The organism is Methylocystis parvus OBBP, from assembly GCF_027571405.1.
Classification (GTDB): domain Bacteria; phylum Pseudomonadota; class Alphaproteobacteria; order Rhizobiales; family Beijerinckiaceae; genus Methylocystis; species Methylocystis parva.
The window spans coordinates 3,143,177-3,162,146 of sequence record NZ_CP092968.1 but is presented as its reverse complement, the minus strand read 5'-3'; the positions used below and the strand labels follow the sequence as shown (position 1 = coordinate 3,162,146).

The 18,970-nt window shown below is 62.9% G+C and carries 17 protein-coding genes; 15 read left to right on the top strand and 2 right to left on the bottom strand.

All coding sequences use genetic code 11. The annotated features are described in order from the left end of the window. The first annotated feature begins 31 nt into the window (after window positions 1-31). The 4 genes from MMG94_RS15385 to MMG94_RS15370 are packed head-to-tail and all read left to right on the top strand — an operon-like array spanning window position 32 to window position 5,001. Window positions 32-1,819: a thiamine pyrophosphate-requiring protein gene (locus MMG94_RS15385; protein ID WP_016919661.1), complete on the top strand. Its 1,788-nt coding sequence runs from the start codon at window positions 32-34 to the stop codon at window positions 1,817-1,819. Then, on the top strand, window positions 1,816-2,769 hold the full coding sequence (locus MMG94_RS15380; protein ID WP_016919660.1) for a hypothetical protein: 954 nt from the start codon (window positions 1,816-1,818) through the stop codon (window positions 2,767-2,769). The genes MMG94_RS15385 and MMG94_RS15380 overlap by 4 nt, the downstream gene beginning before the upstream one ends. After that, window positions 2,744-3,367, top strand: a complete 624-nt coding sequence (locus MMG94_RS15375; RefSeq protein WP_016919659.1) for a gluconate 2-dehydrogenase subunit 3 family protein — start codon at window positions 2,744-2,746, stop codon at window positions 3,365-3,367. The genes MMG94_RS15380 and MMG94_RS15375 overlap by 26 nt, the downstream gene beginning before the upstream one ends. Beyond that, window positions 3,364-5,001, top strand: coding sequence for a GMC family oxidoreductase (locus MMG94_RS15370; protein ID WP_016919658.1), 1,638 nt, complete (start codon window positions 3,364-3,366; stop codon window positions 4,999-5,001). Before MMG94_RS15375 ends, MMG94_RS15370 begins: the two co-directional genes overlap by 4 nt. Here the strand turns inward: MMG94_RS15370 and MMG94_RS15365 are convergent. Beyond that, window positions 4,998-6,212, bottom strand: a complete 1,215-nt coding sequence (locus MMG94_RS15365) for an alpha-hydroxy acid oxidase (RefSeq protein ID WP_244415301.1) — start codon at window positions 6,210-6,212, stop codon at window positions 4,998-5,000. The two genes, MMG94_RS15370 and MMG94_RS15365, sit on opposite strands and share 4 nt — an antisense overlap. A gap of 62 nt (window positions 6,213-6,274) precedes the next feature. Then, entirely contained in the window at window positions 6,275-7,183 is a 909-nt protein-coding gene (locus tag MMG94_RS15360) for an SMP-30/gluconolactonase/LRE family protein (protein ID WP_016919656.1), read from the bottom strand. A gap of 225 nt (window positions 7,184-7,408) precedes the next feature. On the opposite strand from MMG94_RS15360, the gene MMG94_RS15355 reads away from it, so the two are divergent. The 11 genes from MMG94_RS15355 to MMG94_RS15305 all read left to right on the top strand — a co-directional run bounded on the left by MMG94_RS15355 (window position 7,409) and on the right by MMG94_RS15305 (window position 18,961). Further along, a complete protein-coding gene (locus MMG94_RS15355; RefSeq protein WP_016919655.1) occupies window positions 7,409-8,074 on the top strand; it encodes a cytochrome c3 family protein in 666 nt (221 codons plus the stop codon). Continuing rightward, entirely contained in the window at window positions 8,062-10,899 is a 2,838-nt protein-coding gene (locus tag MMG94_RS15350) for a 4Fe-4S dicluster domain-containing protein (RefSeq protein ID WP_154419679.1), read from the top strand. The genes MMG94_RS15355 and MMG94_RS15350 overlap by 13 nt, the downstream gene beginning before the upstream one ends. Then, window positions 10,896-12,272, top strand: a complete 1,377-nt coding sequence (gene nrfD, locus MMG94_RS15345; RefSeq protein ID WP_016919653.1) for an NrfD/PsrC family molybdoenzyme membrane anchor subunit — start codon at window positions 10,896-10,898, stop codon at window positions 12,270-12,272. The genes MMG94_RS15350 and nrfD overlap by 4 nt, the downstream gene beginning before the upstream one ends. Then, window positions 12,259-12,780, top strand: a complete 522-nt coding sequence (locus tag MMG94_RS15340) for a DUF3341 domain-containing protein (protein ID WP_016919652.1) — start codon at window positions 12,259-12,261, stop codon at window positions 12,778-12,780. Before nrfD ends, MMG94_RS15340 begins: the two co-directional genes overlap by 14 nt. Next, window positions 12,777-13,253 (top strand): c-type cytochrome, encoded by a 477-nt coding sequence (locus MMG94_RS15335; RefSeq protein WP_051001110.1) that lies wholly within the window; start codon window positions 12,777-12,779, stop codon window positions 13,251-13,253. The genes MMG94_RS15340 and MMG94_RS15335 overlap by 4 nt, the downstream gene beginning before the upstream one ends. Beyond that, entirely contained in the window at window positions 13,250-14,305 is a 1,056-nt protein-coding gene (locus MMG94_RS15330; protein WP_016919650.1) for a hypothetical protein, read from the top strand. The genes MMG94_RS15335 and MMG94_RS15330 overlap by 4 nt, the downstream gene beginning before the upstream one ends. A 350-nt stretch (window positions 14,306-14,655) precedes the next feature. After that, a complete protein-coding gene (locus tag MMG94_RS15325; RefSeq protein ID WP_016919649.1) occupies window positions 14,656-15,435 on the top strand; it encodes an SCO family protein in 780 nt (259 codons plus the stop codon). Beyond that, a complete protein-coding gene (gene coxB, locus MMG94_RS15320) occupies window positions 15,432-16,388 on the top strand; it encodes a cytochrome c oxidase subunit II (RefSeq protein ID WP_016919648.1) in 957 nt (318 codons plus the stop codon). The genes MMG94_RS15325 and coxB overlap by 4 nt, the downstream gene beginning before the upstream one ends. Further along, complete coding sequence (locus MMG94_RS15315) at window positions 16,385-18,007, top strand: cytochrome c oxidase subunit I (RefSeq protein WP_016919647.1); 1,623 nt, start codon at window positions 16,385-16,387, stop codon at window positions 18,005-18,007. The genes coxB and MMG94_RS15315 overlap by 4 nt, the downstream gene beginning before the upstream one ends. Beyond that, window positions 18,000-18,644, top strand: coding sequence for a cytochrome c oxidase subunit 3 (locus tag MMG94_RS15310; RefSeq protein WP_016919646.1), 645 nt, complete (start codon window positions 18,000-18,002; stop codon window positions 18,642-18,644). Before MMG94_RS15315 ends, MMG94_RS15310 begins: the two co-directional genes overlap by 8 nt. After that, window positions 18,641-18,961 carry a hypothetical protein gene (locus MMG94_RS15305; RefSeq protein WP_016919645.1) on the top strand — a complete coding sequence of 107 codons (321 nt, stop codon included), beginning with the start codon at window positions 18,641-18,643 and terminating at the stop codon, window positions 18,959-18,961. The genes MMG94_RS15310 and MMG94_RS15305 overlap by 4 nt, the downstream gene beginning before the upstream one ends. The last annotated feature ends 9 nt before the right edge of the window (window positions 18,962-18,970 follow it).

Below are 18,970 nucleotides of genomic sequence, written 5' to 3'. Positions count from 1 at the left end.
CGCGCCCATCGCCTATGAAAGCGCGGCCGTCATGAGCGACACAGTCGGCGACTTCTTCGTCCACCGTCTCTACGAGTGGGGCGTGCGGCGGATATTCGGTTACCCGGGCGACGGCATTAACGGCGTGCTCGGTTCCTTGCAGCGCGCCAAGGAAAAGATCGAGTTCGTTCAGGTCCGGCACGAAGAGATGGCGGCTTTCATGGCCGCCGCCCATGCGAAATTCACGGGCGAGCTGGGGGTCTGCCTGTCGACCGGCGGCCCGGGCGCGGCGCATCTCATCACCGGCCTCTATGACGCGAAATGCGACCACATGCCGGTCCTTGCGATCGCCGGCCAGGCGCCGCGGACCGCGCGCGGCGCGCATTATCAGCAGGAACTCAATCTCGATCGCATGTTCTCGGACGTCGCGGCCTTCGTGCAGGAGGCGGAGACGCCGTCGCAAGTCAGGATGCTGACAGATCGCGCCATTCGCATCGCCAAATCGCAAAATGCGGTCTCGGTGATCGTTTTGCCTGGAGATTTGCAAGAGCTGGACTACGAAGAGCCGCCGCGCAGGCACGGCGCGGTGCGGACGGGCGTCGGCTATTCACGTCCGCTGGTCATTCCCTGTTACGAGGACATCCGCCGCGCCGCCGACGTGCTGAACGCGGGCGAGAAAGTCGCGATGCTGATCGGCGCCGGAGCGCTGGGAGCTCGAGACGAAGCGCTCGCCGTCGCGGAGAGATTGAAAGCCGGCGTCGCGAAAGCGCTTCTGGGAAAGGCGGCCGCGCCCGACACATTGCCATGGGTGACCGGCTCGATCGGACTGCTCGGAACCAAGCCGAGCTATGACATGATGCTCGAATGCGACACGCTGCTGATGGTCGGCTCGGGCTTTCCCTATTCGGAATTTCTCCCCAGAGAGGGGCAGGCGCGCGGCGTTCAGATCGACGTGGACGCGTCCATGCTCAGCATACGCTACCCGATGGAGGTCAATCTGCACGGGGACGCGGCGGCGACGCTGCGCGAACTGCTGCGCTTTCTCGACGAGAAAGCCGACACGCGGTGGCGTGACCGCATCGGCAAGGGCGTCTCCGACTGGTGGGAGTTATTGGAGCAACGCGCGCTGGCTCCCGCCAATCCGATCAATCCGCAAAAGGTCGCGTGGGAGCTGTCGCCTCGTCTTCCGGAAGACGCCATCATCACCTGCGACTCCGGCTCCTGCGCCAATTGGTATGCGCGCGACATCAGGATCCGCGGCGACATGATGTGTTCGCTCTCCGGCGGACTTGCCTCCATGGGCGCAGCGGTCCCCTATGCGATCGCGGCGAAATTCGCGCATCCCTCCCGGCCGATCATCGCATTGGTGGGCGACGGCGCCATGCAGATGAACAATATGGCCGAGCTGATTACGGTCGCCAAATATTGGCGCGACTGGGAGAGCCCCAAATGGATCTGCTGCGTCTTCAACAATGAGGATCTCAATCAGGTCACCTGGGAACAGCGGGTGATGCAGGGCAATCCGAAATTCGAGGCGACCCAGAATATTCCGGACGTGCCGTATCACCGCTTTGCTGAATCGATCGGGCTGAAGGGAATTTTCGTCGACCGGCCGTCCGACGTCGCGAGCGCATGGGAAGAGGCGCTCGACTCCAACAGGCCCGTTCTGCTCGAAATGAAAACAGATCCCGAAGTGCCGCCCTTGCCCGCGCACATTTCTTTCGAACAGGCGCGCAACTTCGCTGCGACGCTTTTCAAGGGCGACCCGAAGGAAGGCGCGCTGATCGCCGGCGCGGCGCGTCAGGTCTTTGCGCCGATCCTGCCCGGCGAGAAAGAATGAAGACGAAGCCGGTTCCAGCGTTTCTCGGCGCCTTCGCGCTGGGCCTTGCGGGCGGCGTCGCGCTCCTTGCGATGGGCGGAAGCGTTGAAGAGACGAAAAAGCCGACGCGGCCAGAAGAGTTGCGCCGGGAATCCCGCATGCTGCATGGCTCCGCCGCCATGCTTGCGGCTTCCGTGCTGGCCGACAGCGCCATGGAGCACTATCGCGGCTCCTTCGAAAATCCGGGAATGTTCGCGCCGCTGATCAGTTCGGCGCTCGCGCTGTTTTCGGGAACCGAGGGCGCAGCGGCCTCCCACCCTGAGAAACGCGCTTTCCGAAGGGTTTCTTATAAATTTTCCATAGCCGTCGGCGCAGCGGGGTTCGCCTTTCATCTCTACAATATTTTCAAAAGGCCCGGCGGACTGAGTTGGCTGAACCTGTTTTACGGCGCGCCCGTCGGCGCCCCCGCCGCGCTTTCGCTCTGCGGCGTTGTGGGACTCGCGGCTGAAGATCTCTCCGAGCAGGGCTCAGACGCGCCGCGGCTTCTCGGCTTTCCAGCCGGACGGGCGCTCGCGGCGTTGAGCGGCGTCGCGCTTGCGGGCGCCGCATTGGAGGCGGCGCTGTTCCATTTCCGGGGCGCCTACCAGAATCCCTTCATGTGGGCGCCGGTCGCCCTTCCTCCCGTCGCCGCCGGCCTCATGGCGAAAGCCAGCCTGGAGCGACCGAAGGAAACGCATCCGCTGACCCGGCTCTGGCTTTGGGTCACATTTCTCACAGGCTTCATCGGAATGGGATTCCACGCCTATGGCGTGTCGCGCGCGATGGGCGGCTGGCGCAATTGGACGCAGAACCTCTTCGATGGTCCGCCCCTGCCCGCACCGCCGAGCTTTTCCGCTGCTGCGATGACCGCCCTGCCCGCGCTGACCCTGATCGAGGCTGACGCCAATGCGAAAGATCGGCAATCCGCCTGAGATCGCGACGCCCTATGAAGGCTATGACGTTCTCGAAAAATGGAGCTCGCCTTCCTTCGACGATCAAACCCGCGACGCGCTCGCGCAGCGCCTTGGCGAAATCCCGCCGCGACGTTTTTTTTCACGTGAAGAACTGTCGACGCTCGAGGCGATTGTCGAACGGCTTGCGCCGCCCTTACCGGGCCTGGAGGCTTCCCTCCTCTCGCTGTGGATCGACGATCGTCTTCATCGAGGCTCTGACGAAGGCTTTCGAAGCGAAGGCGCGCCGCCCGCGCATGAGGCCTGGCAGCGCGGACTCGCCGCTATCGAGGGAGAGGCCCGCAGATTATTTGGCGCATCCTTCGCCACCCTGGACGCTCCATCCAAAGAGGCTGCGCTTCACGCCGTTCAGGCCGGCGAGACAGATGAAGGGCTTTGGGATGGCCTCGGCGCCGCCTCTTTCTTTTCCGACACATTGCTCAAAACGATTGCAGGCCTCGCTTACGCTCATCCTCTCGCATGGAACGACATCGGCTTTGGCGGTCCCGCCAGTCCGCGCGGCTATGTGCGTTTAGGCTTTGACGCGCGCGACCCCTGGGAAGCGAAGAAGCGGCGATGATCGACGACGCGCCCCGCGCGACGAATGGGCGCGCCCCGGATGTTTTCACGCCGGGCGGCTGGTCTCCGATGCGCCAATATGCCGAACGCGATCTCGTCGATTTCGTCATTATCGGCGCGGGCGCGGGCGGCGCCGCGCTGGGCTGCCGTCTTGCCGAGAACGGCTTCTCGGTCGTCATCCTGGAAGCCGGTCCATTCTGGCGTCCGCTCGACGATTTTGTCTCCGATGAACTTGCGCAACAAAATCTTTACTGGACGGACGCTCGCATCATCGCCGGCGCCGATCCGATCGCGCTTGGCGGCAATAATTCAGGCCGCGGCGTCGGCGGCTCAACCGTTCATTACAGCATGATCGCCCTGCGCTTCCGGCCCCAATGGTTCAAGTCGCGGAGCCTGTTGGGCTATGGCTTTGACTGGCCCATCTCCTACGAAGAGCTCGCGCCCTATTACGAAGAAGCCGAGGAGGCGCTGAAAGTCGCCGGACCCGTGAACTATCCATGGGGGCCGCCGCGGCGCCGCTATCCCTATCGACCGCATGAAGTGAACGCCGCCGGCCTCGTGCTCGCGCGCGGCGCTGAAAAGCTCGGAATAAAATGGGCGGCGACGCCGCTGACGACCGTCTCCGCCCCACGCGGCAGATCCCCGCCCTGCGTCTATCGCGGCTTTTGCAATTACGGCTGCTCGACAAACGCCAAGCAAAGCGCCTTGACGGTATGGATTCCCCGCGCCCTGAGAGCCGGCGCCGAAGTCCGCGATCTCGCAATGGCGGGGCGCATAGAGATCGACGCCAAAGGCCTCGCTGCGGGGGTCAATTACCGCCGCGAGGCCGCCTGGCGCTTTCAGCGCGCGCGCGATGTCGTCGTCGCCGGCTATGCGATCGAAACGCCGCGCCTTCTGCTGAATTCCGCATGCCCGCTTTTTCCGGACGGCCTCGCCAATCGCTCCGGGCTGGTGGGAACGCATTTGACGACCCATGCGGGCCCGGGAGCCTGGGCCACCTTCGACGAAGAAATCCGCTGGTACAAGGGGCCGCCCAACATGGCGGTGACGGAGCACTGGAACTATGCGGATGAAGGAAAGGATTTTGTCGGCGCCTACGCCTTCATGAGCCAGGGGCCGCTTCCCATGGCCTGGGCGCAGACCGTTGCGACATCTCGCGGATTGTGGGGCCGCTCTCTTCGCGACGAGATGCGCAAGTATAACCATATGGCCGGCTTCGTGCCCGTGGGCGAGACGGAGCCGCGCCCGGAAAATCGCGTCTCGCTCGCCGATGAAACGGATCGGTTCGGCCTCAGAATTCCCAAAGTGAGCTTTTCCTATTCTGAAAACGACAAACGGCTGCAGCGCCACGCCGTCCGCTTCATGAGCGACATGCTCGCCGCCGCGGGCGGCTATGACATCTGGACGAATTACAAGGATACGAGCCATCTGCTCGGCACATGCCGAATGGGCGGCGACCCAGAAACGAGCGTCGTGAACGCAGATGGAAGAAGCTGGGACATTCCAAATCTGTGGATCTGCGACGGCTCGCTTTTCCCGACCTGCGGCGGGGTCAATCCGTCGCTCACGATCCAGGCCCTCGCCTGCCGCATGGCGGACAGGATTTCAACGCTCGCCGCGAGCGGACAGATTTAACGCGCAAGGAACTGCGGCCCGAGTTCGTTGATCGATCGAGCGCCCAGCAGGCCGAGATCGAGATCGATCTCATCGCGCAGAATGTCGATCGCCCGCGTGACGCCCTTCCGCCCGCCTGCCGACAGGCCATAGAGGGGCGCTCTTCCAACGAGCACGGCGTCCGCTCCAAGCGCAAATGCTTTCAAGATATCCGTTCCTCTGCGAACGCCGCCATCGACGATGACGGTCAGCCGGTTTCCGATACGCCGTCGCACGTCTGGAAGGACGTCCAATCCCGACACGGTCCAATCGAGCTGCCGGCCGCCATGGTTGGAGAGTATGACGCCGTCCGCGCCGATCGCCGCCGCCTTCTCTGCATCCGCCGGATCGAGAAGGCCCTTGATTAAGAACCTCCTCGGCCAAAGCTTGCGCAATCGGGCCGCCTCTTTCCAGTCGAGGCGATGATCCATATGGGCCCGGATCCAAAACGCGCCGTCGAAAAAACGCCTGTGCGCCTTGGGCAGGAGATCGACGAGATTTGCGAAACTCGGCATGCCTCCGGACAACGTCGTCGCGGCCCATTGCGGATGCAGCGCGCATTCGAGAATGGATGCGAGAGTTAGACGCCCGGGATGCGCGAACCGCCTTTGCTCCCACTCGCGATCCCCATAGAATTGCGCGTCGATCGTCAGGACCAAGGCTTCGCATTGCGCCCTTTCGGCGCGCGCGATCAGCGCCTCTCTGATTGAGGGCTCGCCGAACACATAAAGTTGCCACCAGTGGCGCAGATCAGGGACAGCCGCGACGTCCTCGATCGGGTCGTTCGACATGCTGCTCTGGATGAAGGGAATCCCCGCCTCCGCCGCCGCTCGCGCGAGGAGCACGTCCGCCTTACGCCAGAAAAGCCCGTTCAGGCCTGTCGGCGCGATTGCGAAAGGCAGCGGCATGGAGCGCTCGAAAAGCGCAACGCTCTGATCGCGGTGAGAGACATCGACGAGCGCCTTGGGCAGCAGGCGATAGCGCGCATATGCGGAAAGATTGCGCGCAAGCGTCGCCTCGTCCTCGGCGCCGCCTTCCAAATATTCGAGGGCGAAGGCAGGAAGCCGACGATGAGCCATCGCTCTCAGATCTTCGATCGTGCGGGCGCGCGCAAGATTGCGTCCCGCATAGAAGCGGCGCGCCGGCGAGTTCCTCTCTTCTATGGGCGATTGCGCAATTTGGGCGGCGTCCACGCCTGTTTCGACGGCGGCTTGGACATGTGAAGGAAGCGGGCGCGGAAATAGTCGCATTGCCGTTATTCGTCCGCGAAAAGAGCGGGAGGACATCCTGCGACCCCCGGCCGACAGTAAAAGACGCCCCCTGCGTGAGGCTCCCGGCTCGCAGATACGCCATGCGCCGCCGACGTAATGTAAAGCGTCCCATAATCGGCGCCGCCAAATGCGCACATTGTCGGCTGACTGACCGGCAGTCTGATCTCCCGATCCAACGCGCCTTCAGGCGAAAGGCGCACAATGCGTCCGCCGCCATAGAGGGCGCACCAATAGAAACCTTCCGCATCTATCGCGGCGCCGTCAGGCATGCCGTCCGAGGTCTCGAACTGCGCAAAGATCCGCTTCGACGACAGGCTCGCCGTCTCGATGTCGAAGTCGAAGGCCCAGACGGTGCGCGCCGGGCTGTCTGAATAATAAATCCTGCGAGCGTCAGGGCTCCAGGCGAGCCCATTTCCAATGACGGCGTTTGCGCTTGTCTGCGTCAATCCTCCGCGCTGCGAGAGGACGTTCAGCGGCGTAGCCGATTGCGCCGGCGTTGTCGTCTCCGGCGACGTAGAAGCTAAAGGGTCGTGCATGGCGCCGATCCAAAACCGCCCGAGGGCGTCGCATTTCCCGTCATTGAAGCGGTGCCTCAGCGGATTGTATGGCGGCGATGCGAGATGGAGGCAGCCTCTCTCGAGCAGATCCAGCTTGACGAGGCCCGTGCGCAACGCTGCGATGATCGCGCCGCTGCGACAAATGGCGAAGGCGCCGATCTGCGCGGGCATCTCCCATTTCTCGTCGCGCGACGTCGCCGGATCCAGACGATGCAATGCGGGCTCTTCAATGTCGATCCAGTAAAGCGCTTGCCGTCTCTCATCCCACGTCGGGCATTCGCCATTAATGGCGCGCACATCCAAGGCGAGGCCGATATCCGGCGAGCAAGCTGTCACGCTCTACTCCTTCTCAAAGGTGAAGGTCGTCTCGCCTTGTTCCCTCGCCATGCCCGCTGTGCTCGGTCCTCATATAGACCGGTGGTTTCGCGACGCCAGCCGGCGCTGGCGATGCGACTCTCACACGCGCTGTTGTCAGATCCGCGCAATCGGCTCTTCCATTCGGCGCGCACGCTCTCGCTTGCTGGAACCTCCCGGAAGGCCAGTTAGACTTTTTGCATTGATATGGAGCTGCTCTTGACGGCCGCATTCACGCCTCGCGCCAATTTGTTTGTCAGGGCCGCTCTTGTCGCGCTGGCTGCGACGGCCGTCATCTTCCCGTCCATGCTTTGGCTCTGGCAGGTGAGCGACTATGGGCGGAACATGCGGGCGCCCATTGCGCAGCCGGCGCCTTTCAGCCACGAGCACCATGTATCGGGCCTCGGCCTCGACTGCCGTTACTGCCACAATTCAGTTGAAACGGCCGCGACCGCCGGCATGCCCACGACCTATGTTTGCATGACGTGCCATTCGCAGATCTGGACCGACGCCGAAATTCTCGCGCCCGTGCGGCAAAGTCTCGCAAACGACAAGCCGCTCGAATGGCGACGCGTCACCGATCTTCCGGACTATGTCTATTTCGACCACAGCGTCCACATCGCCAAGGGCGTCGGATGCGCTAGCTGCCATGGGGATGTGGCGCGCATGCCGCTCACCTGGAAAGCCAGGACGCTGACGATGCAGTTCTGCCTCGACTGCCACCGGAACCCCGGCCCGAATTTGCGCCCGAAGGAGGCCGTCTTCGACACGGGCTGGCGTCGCGGGTCCGACGCGCCGGCGCCGCAGGCGCTTCTCGCGCAATACCAACTTGGCGGACGCGACCTTGCGGAGTGCTCGATATGTCACCGGTGAGCCGGCAATGGCGCCGCTTGGGAATCGCCCGCGAGACGCCGCTCGGCGCGGACGTCGCGGCGGATTCGCCCGACCGGCGCGAAGCGCTCAAGCTGATGGCGACCGCGCTGACGCTCGGGGGCGTCGGCGGATGCTCGCCGCCGCCGCAACATCTGATCCCGGCCGTTCATCCCCCTCCTAACGTCCGACCCGGGCAGGCGGACGAATATAGCACCGCATTCGTGCATCAAGGCTATGCGGTCGGCGTCGTCGTCAGACATTGGATGGGAAGGCCGATCAAGGTCGAAGGCAATCCCAACCATCCGGCAAGCCTTGGCGCTACCGATGCAATGGCGCAGGCGCAATTGCTCGATTTCTACAATCCCGAGCGCGCATGGGGCACGACGCGTAAAGGACTGCCGGCCGATATGCCGAGCCTCGAGCGCGCGCTCGCCGCGCAGCGCGAGAATTTCGGCGCCAATCGAGGCGCGGGACTCGCCGTGCTCACAGGCGCTTGCTCCTCGCCGACGCTTTCGGCGCAGCTCGAACAATTGCGCGACGCCTATCCGGAAGCCCGTTGGCTTCACTATGAAGCGATCTCGCGCGCCAATACGCACAAAGGCGCCGCTCTCGCCTATGGGCGCGCCGTAGAGCCCGTCTACGACCTTGCCCGAGCGGATGTGATCCTCGCAATTGACAGCGATCTTCTCGATCAGGCGCCGGGCTCCCTGCGCTATGCGCGGGATTTCGCGTTGCGTCGCAACCCTGTGCGCGATGGCAATATGAGCAGGCTCTACGCCGTGGAGGCGACGCCGACGCTCACCGGCGCGATGGCCGACCATCGTTACATCGCCCGGCGCGGCGAAGCCCAGGATGCGCTTTCTGCGCTCGCCGCGCGGTTTCTGGGACATTCCACGCCCGAGCCTCCTGACTGGCTGCGGCGGATCGCGGACGATCTCGACGCGCATCGCGGCCGCGCGCTCATTCATCTCGGGCCCGATCATTCGGCCGAGAATCATGCGCTCGTCTTTGCGATCAATGAAGCGCTCGGCGCACGCGGGGCGACTCTCCGTCTCGTCGAACCCGTCCTGCACCCATCCGCGGATGCGGACTATTCTCTCCCCGCTCTCATAAGAGACATGGACGCCGGCAAAATCGCATCGCTTTTCATCCTCGACAGCAATCCGGCGTTCACGGCTTCCGCCATTGGCTTCGCCGAAGCGATGAAGCGCGTCGACTTCAACTTGACGCTGACGCCGGCGCGCAACGAGACCAGCGATGCGACGCTTTGGGCGACGCCAATGTCGCATTCATGGGAGTATTGGAGCGACGCGCGCGCCTTTGACGGAACGGCAAGCGTCTTGCAGCCGCAATCGTCGCCGCTCTTCGGCGGGATCGATCCGCATCATCTGCTGAGCCTGCTGCTGCGGCCGGGCGCTCCGGAATCTCACGACCTCGTCCAAGCGACGTGGAAGAGCAAGCTCTCCGGCGATTTTGAATCGGGCTGGAGAAAGGCGCTCTCCGACGGAGTCGTCGAAGGGAGCGCAAACGCGGCCTTCAACGGCGCCTTGCGGCCAGCAGCGCCGACCCTGTCGGCGCCAAAGCCCGTAAGCGCGGGCGTCGCCCTCCTCCTGCGTCCCGACCCGTTCCTGTGGGACGGTCGCAACGCCGGCAATGCGTGGCTCCAAGAGTTGCCTCGTCCGCTGACGAAGATCGTATGGGACAATCCGGCGCTCGTCTCTCCCGGCGCGGCCAGGCGCCTGGGGGTGCGGGACGGCGATCTGGTCGAGATTGCAGGCGGCGGCGCCGTCATGCGCAGCCCCGTCTGGATCCATCCGGGCCAGGCCGATGACTGCGTTGTCGCCTATCTCGGCTTCGGACGCCAACGCTCCGGCGACATTGGACGCAATGTCGGCGTGGATTTCTTTCCGCTTTACGGACTGAATGGTCCATTCGCCTTGCGCAAACTCGATGGCCGCGTCGCGGTCGCGAGCACCGATCGTCATCATCCGTTGCGCGACGACGAGAGCGGCCAATTTGCGCGCAGCGACACGCTCGCCCATTTTCGCTCGGGCGAGATTGAACCTTCGCCGCGCGAAGGGCCGTTTCTATATCGTTGGCGCCCGCAAGGCCCGGCCGCCTGGGGCATGAGCATCGATCTCAACGCCTGCATCGGATGCAGCGCCTGCGTCGTCGCTTGCCAGGCGGAAAACAATATTCCCGTCGTCGGCAGAGAGCAGGTGTTGCGCCAAAGGGAAATGCATTGGCTTCGCATCGACCGCTACTATGAGGGCCCGCCCGAAGATCCCCAAATTCACTTTCAGCCCGTGCTGTGCATGCATTGCGAACAGGCGCCCTGCGAGCCTGTCTGTCCCGTCGGCGCGACCATGCACGATTCCGAGGGCTTGAACGTGATGGTCTATAATCGCTGCGTCGGCACGCGCTTTTGCTCCAATAACTGTCCCTACAAGGTTCGCAGATTTAACTACTTCGCCTTTGCGGACGCGGAGTCGAGGGCGCTCGAGTCGCGCAATCCGGACGTCACGGTTCGCGCACGCGGCGTGATGGAGAAATGCACCTTCTGCATTCAACGCATCGCCGCCGCGCGCGTCGAAGCGGATAAGGCGAATAAGCCAATAGGAGAGGTCGTGACGGCGTGCCAGGCCGCCTGTCCCTCTCGCGCCATCAGTTTCGGCAATCTCGCAGAAAGCGAAAGCGAGACGGCCCAGCGCAAGAAAAGTCCTCTCGCCTACGCCCTTCTCGCCGACCAGAACACGGCGCCGCGCGTGACTTACGAGATGCGCATTCTCAACAGAAATCCGCATCTGGCGGAGCCGGCGCCATGAGCGCGGCTCCGAGCGAGGGCGACAAGCTGTTCAATCCCAGCCGGTCGATCGGCTCGATGACCCGCCAGATATGCGACATTCCCCTGCGGCGAGACGCGCCGCCGCGCTGGTGGATCGTCTTACTTGTTCTGTCATCGATATTGCTGCTCGCCCTTTTCCTCGCCGTCGCCTGGCTCTTCATCGCCGGCGTCGGCATTTGGGGCGTGGATTGGCCGGTCGCCTGGGGCTTCGCCATCATCAATTACGTGTGGTGGATCGCCATCGCGTCGGGGGGCACCTTCATCTCGGCGCTGTTTTACCTGACAGGCGCCGAGTGGCGGAATTCCATCAACCGCCTTGCTGAGACCATGACGATTTTCGCCGTCGCCTGCGCCGGCATATTCCCGATCCTGCATCTCGGACGGCCATGGCTCTTTTACTGGCTCTTTCCCTATCCAAACACCATGACGCTCTGGCCGCAATTCAGAAGCCCGCTGCTGTGGGATTTCTTCGCCATCCTCACTTATCTCATCTCGTCCATTCTGTTCTGGTACTACGGCCTCATTCCCGATCTGGCGACGATGCGCGATCGGGCGGAGACGCCCGCGAGACGCGCGATTTTTGGAATTTTCGCCGCGGGCTTTCGCGGCTCGGATTCACAATGGCGGGAATATCGCGCGGCTTACGGCGTTCTCGCCGTCATCATCGCGCCCCTCGTCGTCTCGGTGCACAGCATTGTCGGTCTCGATTTCGCCGGCGCCGCCACGGTCGGTTGGCATTCGACGCAGTTTCCTCCCTTCTTCGTCTTCGGCGCGCTGCTATCAGGCTTCGCCATGACGCTGCTTCTCCTCGTGCCCCTGCGGCGCTGGCTGAGTTTCGAGGACTTCATCACGGGCCGCCATTTCGACGCGCTCGGCAAGCTTATGCTCGCAAGCAGCCTCGCGCTCGCCTACGCCTACGTCATGGACGCCTTCATGTCCTTCTATACGACGGACGCTGCTGAGCGCGCCTCCTTCCTCGACAAGGCCGGTGGGCAATTAGCCGTCATCTATTGGGGCGCCGTCATATTCAATGCGCTTCTTCCGCAACTTTTGTGGAGCCGGCGCATGCGGCTCAACGAGGCGGTCGTCGCCATTGTTTCGTTCGGCGTGATCGTCGGCATGTGGCTCGAACGTTATCAGATCGTCGTGATGAGCTTGCGCCGGCCGCGCCTGCCGTCGGCCTGGGGCGAATATACGCCGACGATTTGGGATTGGCTTACGCTCTTTGGCAGCGTCGGCCTCTTTATCTTCGGCCTTGTCTGCGCTGTGCGCTTCATCCCCATGCTGTCCATGTTCGAAATGCGGGAGATCATGACCGCCGCAGAAAAGGAGCGCCGGGATGGTTCCGGCTGAGACCGCGTCGCGCTTTTCTCTCAGCGCGGCCTTTGTCGACGAAGAACGCCGCGACAAGGCGGCCGCGGAGCTGCGCCGTTGGGGCCTTGACCGATTCGATACCTTCTCGCCCTTTCCTGCGCATGAGATCGACTCGCTGACGCCGCGCGTGGCGCTTGCGGGCGGCCTGCTCGGCTTCGCGGGCGGCTTCGCCATGCAGGTTTACGCCAACATGATCGGCTATCCGCTGAATATTGGCGGCCGGCCGAAACTCTCATGGCCGTCTTTCGTTCCGATCGCCTTCGAGATCGGGATCGGGCTCGCCGTCATTGCCGCCATCGTCGCGGCTTTCATTTCCGCCGGACTTCTCAAGCTTCACGATCCCGTCGATGAGGCGGATCTGATGAAGCGCGCTATGTCGGATCGCTGGATCCTCGCGCTCCATGCGGCCGACGGCGAAGCGTTGCGTCGCGCGAGAGAAATCTGTCTCGCGTCCGGCGCGACGGAAATCGAGGAGGCGGGGCCGTGACCCGCCGACTCGTAGCGATGATCACCCTCATCGGCCTCTCCGCCTGCAGCGATATGTCCGTACAGCAAAAGCAAAAAGCCTATCGCCCTCTCGTCGCGCCGGTTTCGTCGCCCGCCGGCGTCGTGGCCTTCCGCTCGCGTCCGGAAACGGCGCCGGCCGTGACGCTGGCTCTGCTGGAGCGCGGGAAGGAGCGTTACGGGATTTTTTGCGCCCCTTGCCATGACGAGGCCGGCGACGGCCGCGGCATGATCGTGCAGCGCGGCTTTCCAGCGCCGCCCTCCTATCATACGCAGCGCCTGCGCGACACGCCGCCAAAACGCTTTTACGACGTCATAACCGACGGCTTCGGCGCCATGTATTCCTATGCGTCGCGCGTTCCTCCGGAAGATCGCTGGGCCATCGCCGCATACATAAAAGCATTGCAGCAAAGCCGCGCAAACGCACAGGCGACAAGCAAAGGCGACGGGAAATGAACGCGCCGCAACGCGCCGCGCTCGGCGTCGCGCTCCTGAGCGCGGCGATAACGGCGACGTTCTGGAGGCTGGCGCCCGACGCTTTCCCTTACGCCTGGCTCGCCGCGCTCGCCGTCTGGATCGGGCTTCCTCTCGGATCTATGGCGCTGTTGCTCATTCACGCGCTTACCGGCGACGCATGGGGAGACGCGCTCCGGACGGAGCTCGCCGCAGGCGTCCGATCCCTCCTTCTGCTTCCGCTATTGGCGATCCCTTTCCTGCTGACGGCGACCAGCCTGTATCCATGGTTGAACGCGCACGGTTTGCCGAACGCGTTTTACCTCAATGCAACCTTCGCGCTCGGACGGCTGATCCTGTATTTTGTCGTTTGGTTCGCGCTCGGCCGGCTCATTCTATCAACGCTGCGTCGCGTATCGTCGCTCGTTTCCATCGCCCCTGGCGGCCTCGTCGCGCTCGCCTTGACCACCACCTTCATGTCCATTGATGCGATCATGTCGCTCGACCCGCGTTTCGCTTCGAGCGTTTTCGGGCTCCTCCGAATGGCCGAAATGGCTCTTTTCGCGCTATCGGCCGCAATCCTTGCAGCATCGAAGCGCGGCATAGCAGGCGCCCCCCTCCGGCAAAACGGACGTCTCCTGCTCGCGCTTGCGATCCTTTGGGCCTATTTGGACTTCATGCAATTGCTCATCGTCTGGCAATCCAACCTGCCGAACGAGGCGGCGTGGTATGGGCCGCGCCTGACCGGCGGATGGGGAGCGCTCGCCGCAGCCGTCGCCTTGACCCATTTCGCTCTGCCTTTCTTCGCTCTGTTGTCGACAAGAGTTCAAACGTCGCGCGCGTGCATGGCCTCGCTTACCGCGCTGCTGATGCTCGCCGCCTGCGCGCGCAGTCTCTGGCTCGTCGGCCCGGAGGCGAGAGCCGATCCTCCCATCCTCGTCGCCACCTTCGTCGCGGCGGTCGTCAGCATGTTCGCGGCCTCGGCGTGCATGACGCTCGAGGCGCCGATTTCAAAGCAGCGGGAGCCTGTCCGATATGAGCGAGAAAACGCTTGAGCCGGCGCGCCATGAAGCATCTGACGCTCCGAAAATTTTTATCTGGCGCGGATGGATCGCTCTCGGAGCGTCGCTCGCGGGGCTCGCGGGGGCGGTGCTCATACTGTTTCCGCACAGCACGAAAGACCAGCTGATTCATACGCCTTTGCCGGATTTCCCGCCGCCGCGGCTACAGGAGAATCCGCGCGCGGATTTCGACGCCTTCCTGGCGGATGAAAGAGCCGGGTCCGACCCGTCGTCGATCCAAGAGGCGATGCGTCAATTGGCTGAAAGAAGCATTGCTGGCTGGCCATCGAGCCCCAACTACCTTGCAAAGCCGGCCTCCGGCTCCGCAACGGCGAAGGGAGACCATGAAGCGCATCGCACCGCTGCTGACGCTGCTTCCGGCGCTCGCCCTGGCGCCCGCGAAGGCGGGAGCGCCTCCCGATCTCACGGGCGCCGGCTACACGCAAAGGATTGGCGCGCGCCTTCCGCTCGACATCGTCCTGCAAGATGAGACGGGACATGGCGTCAAACTCGCGGAAACGCTCGATCGCCGTCCGGTCGTTCTCCTTCTGGGATATTTTCGATGCCGCAAACTCTGCAGCGTCCTGCGCGCTGAAACGCTCGAAGCGCTTCTGGCGTCCGGACTCTCCGCGGAGCGCGACTATCGCTTTGTCGTCGTGAGCGTCGATCCGTCGGAGACGAGCGCTGACGCAGCCGCCGCCAAGGCGAGGGACATCGAAAATTTTCCGGCCGCCGGCGCATCGTCGGGATGGCGTTATCTTACCGCCGGAAACTCAGAAATCGCGCAACTGAGCCGCACTGTCGGCTTCGATTACGCCTTTAACGCCGAACAAAAGACGATCTTGCATCCGATCGGCCGGGTCCTCCTCGATCGCGAAGGCGTCGTGTCCGGCTATCTCTTCGGGTTCGGCCTGGATGCGGCGACAATTCGTGAGGCGATCGAGCGCGCGAGGGATCGAAAGACGACCCGCGCCTCGCCGGCTTCGCTTTTTTGTTTCGACTACGATCCCGAAACCGGACGCTATTCGGTCGCCGTCTTGAGGCTCTTGCGGTTGCTGAGCGTCGCGGGCGTCCTGGTCTTCGCAGGAACGCTCTATAAAGTCCTCAGGCGTAGCCTGGCATGAGCCCGCTTTTGCCGCAGGCGTCGAATGAAGCCGTTGAAATCGATTACCTCATTCTCGCGCTCGTTCTCGCCTCCGCCGCGATCCTCGCGCTCGTTTATGGCTTAATCCTTGTCTACATGTTCCGATATCATGCGGGAAGCAAAGCGGCCAGAGGCGCGCCTTCGCGCAAATCCTGGCGTTTCGAGATCGCCTGGACGCTCGCGACCATGGCCGTTTTCTTCGGCCTCTTCCTTTGGGGCGCGGATCTTTATGTGCGGCTGTTTCAGGCGCCGGCCGACGCGCTGCAAATTTATGTCGTCGCCAAGCAGTGGATGTGGAAGGCGGAGCATGTCGGCGGCCAGCGCGAACTGAACGCGCTGCACATTCCCATCGGCAGGCCGGTTCAGCTCGTCATGACGTCGCAGGACGTCATTCATGATTTTTCAGTGCCGGCCTTTCGCATCAAACGCGACGTCCTGCCCGGGCGCTACCAAAGCCTCTGGTTTCAGGCGGATCGCCCTGGCGCCTACAAGCTCTTTTGCACGCAGCTTTGCGGCGCCGGCCATGCGACGATGACAGGCGAGGTGTTCGCCATGACGGCGCCGGCGTTCGAGCAATGGCTCGGCGGCGCGAGGACCACGACAGTCGCAGGAGCGTCGATGGCTTCCGAAGGCGAGGCCTTGTTCATGCGTCTCGGCTGCAGCGGTTGTCATGGCGCTCATGGGGAAGGCGCCAGCGGCGCCATACGGGCGCCGGCGCTCATCGGGCTCTATGGTTCGCGCGTCAGATTGACGAGCGGCGCGACCGCCGTTGCGGACGACCGCTATATCCGCGACTCGATCCTCGAGCCGGACAAGGAAATCGTCGCCGGCTTTGAACCCGTCATGCCGTCTTTCGCCGGACAGATCGACGAAGAACAGCTCATGCGGCTGGACGCTTTCATCAAATCACTCCGCAATGGAGCGACGCCATGACAGATGTTTTGGCCGATCAGGCCGAAGGCTCCTATCTCACCGATGGCTTCACTTTGCGCAGCTGGCTGCTGACGACCGACCACAAGCGGATCGCCATCCTTTATCTCGGCGCAATAACCGCCTTCTTCTTCATCGGCGGAATCGCCGCCGCCGTCATGCGGTATAATTTGATTTCCGCCAGCGGCCGGCTCGGCTCGGCGGACCTCTATAATCGCCTGTTCTCCATGCATGGCGTCGTGATGGTCTGGTTTTTCCTTGTCCCCGCCGTGCCGGCCACGCTCGGAAATTTCCTCGCGCCGCTCATGCTCGGCGCGCGCGACCTCGCCTTTCCGCGCCTCAATCTCCTGAGCTGGTATCTCTTCATGGCCGCCGGCTTCACCGCGCTTTACGCCCTGATCGCGGGCGGCGTCGACACCGGCTGGACTTTCTATACGCCTTTCTCTTCGCTTTACTCGAACGGCTACGTCATCGCGACCGTCACTGCGATCTTCATCGCCGGCTTCTCATCCATCGCAACGGGGCTCAATTTTATCGTCAGCATCCACAAGCTGCGCGCGCCCGGCATGACCTGGCACAAAATGCCGGTCTTCCTCTGGTCGCTCTACGCAACCTCGGTCATCATGGCGCTTGCGACGCCCGTGCTGGCGATGACGCTTCTGCTCCTCGCTTTCGAGAGGCTCTTTCATGTCGGCGTCTTCGATCCGGCTGTCGGCGGCGATCCCCTGCTGTTTCAGCATCTCTTCTGGTTTTATTCGCACCCCGCCGTCTACATCATGATCCTGCCCGGATTCGGCGTCATCAGCGAAATCGTTCCCTGTTTCTCCAGCAAGGAGCTCTTCGGCTACAAATTCGTCGTATGGGCGAGCATCGCGATCGCCGTCATCAGCTTTCTCGTCTGGGGTCATCACATGTTCGTCGCCGGCGAGTCGCTTTATTCAGCCCTCCTATTTTCCCTGTTGAGCTATGCGGTGGCGGTACCATCGGCGATAAAGGTCTTCAATTGGGTCGGAACGATGCACAAGGGCTATATCCGCTTCGATGCGCCCATGCTCTACGCAATCGCTTTCATCGGCCTTTTCACGATGGGCGGGCTCACCGGCCTTTTCGTCGCCGCGCTCGCCGCCGACGTCCATCTCACTCAAACATACTTCGTCGTCGCGCATTTCCATTATGTGATGGTGGGCGGCATGGTCTCCGCCTATTTTGCGGGACTGCACTTCTGGTGGCCGAAGATCACAGGCCGGATGTATCCGGAAATGTGGGGCCGCGCCGCGGCGATCATCATCTTCGCCGGCTTCAATCTCACCTTCTTTCCGCAATTCATCCTCGGCTATCTCGGCATGCCGCGCCGCTACGCTTCCTATCCCGCCGAATTTGAGCCGTTGAACCTCCTCTCTTCGGCGGGCGCGCTCGTGCTCGCCATCGGCTATCTGCTGCCGCTTCTCTATCTCCTCTGGTCGCTGCTCTATGGCGACAAAGCCCCGGCGAATCCATGGAGCGCGACGGGCCTAGAATGGAAAACGCCGTCGCCGCCGCCGACCGAAAATTTTCCTGAGACGCCGCTCGTGACGCAGCCGCCCTATCAATATCCGCTGGCGGAGGCCGTCAGCCATGAGTGAAGCGATCGACGCGCATGGATTTCAATTCGCCGACGCGGCCCATCAGCGCGAGACGGCCGTCGCGGGCATGTGGGCCTTTCTCGCAACGGAGTGTCTGTTTTTCGGACCGCTCTTCCTCGCCTGGGTCTTTTCGCGCCAGTTCAATCAGCCGGGCTTCGATTTCGGCGCCTCTCAGACAAATCTTACGGTCGGCGCGATCAATACGGCGCTCTTGATTACCAGCAGCTTCGCCTATGGCGTCGCGCATTGGTCGATGGGAAAGGGACGGCGACGTCTTATGTTTTTCGCCTTCGGCGCCGCCTGGCTTCTCGGCCTTGCTTTCATCGCGCTCAAATTCGGCGTCGAGTGGCCGGAGGATTTTCATAGAGGTCTCTTCCCCGGCGCCGCCTTTTCGGTTCCCGAGCCGCGACGAGGCGGCGCAGCCTTGTTCTTCTCCTTCTATTTCCTGAGCACGGCGGTTCATGGCGCGCATCTTCTCATCGGCCTCGCTTTGCTTGCCTGGATTATTTGGCGCGTAAGCGCGTCTCCCGATGCAGCCCGGACGCCTGTGGTCGTCGTCGGCCTCTATTGGAGCTTCGTCGACATGGTGTGGCTGATCCTTTTCCCTCTCATCTATCTCATTGGGCGCGGCGCATGAGCTTCGGCGGCCTCCTGACAGGCTATTTCGTGCTTCTCGCTCTCCTCGGGCTTGAATTGGGCGTGAGCTTTCTGCGTCTCGACCCGTCGCTTCGACTTCTGATCCTTCTCCCTGCTTTGGCGATGGTCTGGATCGTGGCCACGCGATTTATGGGACTGAGGCGCGAAGGTCCCGCGACCCTTCTTTTCGCGACGTCGGGCGTCGTCTGGCTCGTCATTCTTCTGGGGCTAGGTCTCGCCGATCCGCTGACTCGCGCGATTTATCCCGCCCCGGAGAGCGGGCGTTCGTCCGCGATGAAGGCAGCGCCCTTTCCGTAAATGAAAGAT

Coding starts and splice junctions, on each gene's coding strand:
- MMG94_RS15385 (WP_016919661.1), top strand. CDS start 32: ATGAGCGACACAGTCGGCGACTTCTTCGTCCACCGTCTCTACGAGTGG.
- MMG94_RS15380 (WP_016919660.1), top strand. CDS start 1,816: ATGAAGACGAAGCCGGTTCCAGCGTTTCTCGGCGCCTTCGCGCTGGGC.
- MMG94_RS15375 (WP_016919659.1), top strand. CDS start 2,744: ATGCGAAAGATCGGCAATCCGCCTGAGATCGCGACGCCCTATGAAGGC.
- MMG94_RS15370 (WP_016919658.1), top strand. CDS start 3,364: ATGATCGACGACGCGCCCCGCGCGACGAATGGGCGCGCCCCGGATGTT.
- MMG94_RS15355 (WP_016919655.1), top strand. CDS start 7,409: ATGGAGCTGCTCTTGACGGCCGCATTCACGCCTCGCGCCAATTTGTTT.
- MMG94_RS15350 (WP_154419679.1), top strand. CDS start 8,062: ATGTCACCGGTGAGCCGGCAATGGCGCCGCTTGGGAATCGCCCGCGAG.
- nrfD (WP_016919653.1), top strand. CDS start 10,896: ATGAGCGCGGCTCCGAGCGAGGGCGACAAGCTGTTCAATCCCAGCCGG.
- MMG94_RS15340 (WP_016919652.1), top strand. CDS start 12,259: ATGGTTCCGGCTGAGACCGCGTCGCGCTTTTCTCTCAGCGCGGCCTTT.
- MMG94_RS15330 (WP_016919650.1), top strand. CDS start 13,250: ATGAACGCGCCGCAACGCGCCGCGCTCGGCGTCGCGCTCCTGAGCGCG.
- MMG94_RS15325 (WP_016919649.1), top strand. CDS start 14,656: ATGAAGCGCATCGCACCGCTGCTGACGCTGCTTCCGGCGCTCGCCCTG.
- coxB (WP_016919648.1), top strand. CDS start 15,432: ATGAGCCCGCTTTTGCCGCAGGCGTCGAATGAAGCCGTTGAAATCGAT.
- MMG94_RS15315 (WP_016919647.1), top strand. CDS start 16,385: ATGACAGATGTTTTGGCCGATCAGGCCGAAGGCTCCTATCTCACCGAT.
- MMG94_RS15310 (WP_016919646.1), top strand. CDS start 18,000: ATGAGTGAAGCGATCGACGCGCATGGATTTCAATTCGCCGACGCGGCC.
- MMG94_RS15305 (WP_016919645.1), top strand. CDS start 18,641: ATGAGCTTCGGCGGCCTCCTGACAGGCTATTTCGTGCTTCTCGCTCTC.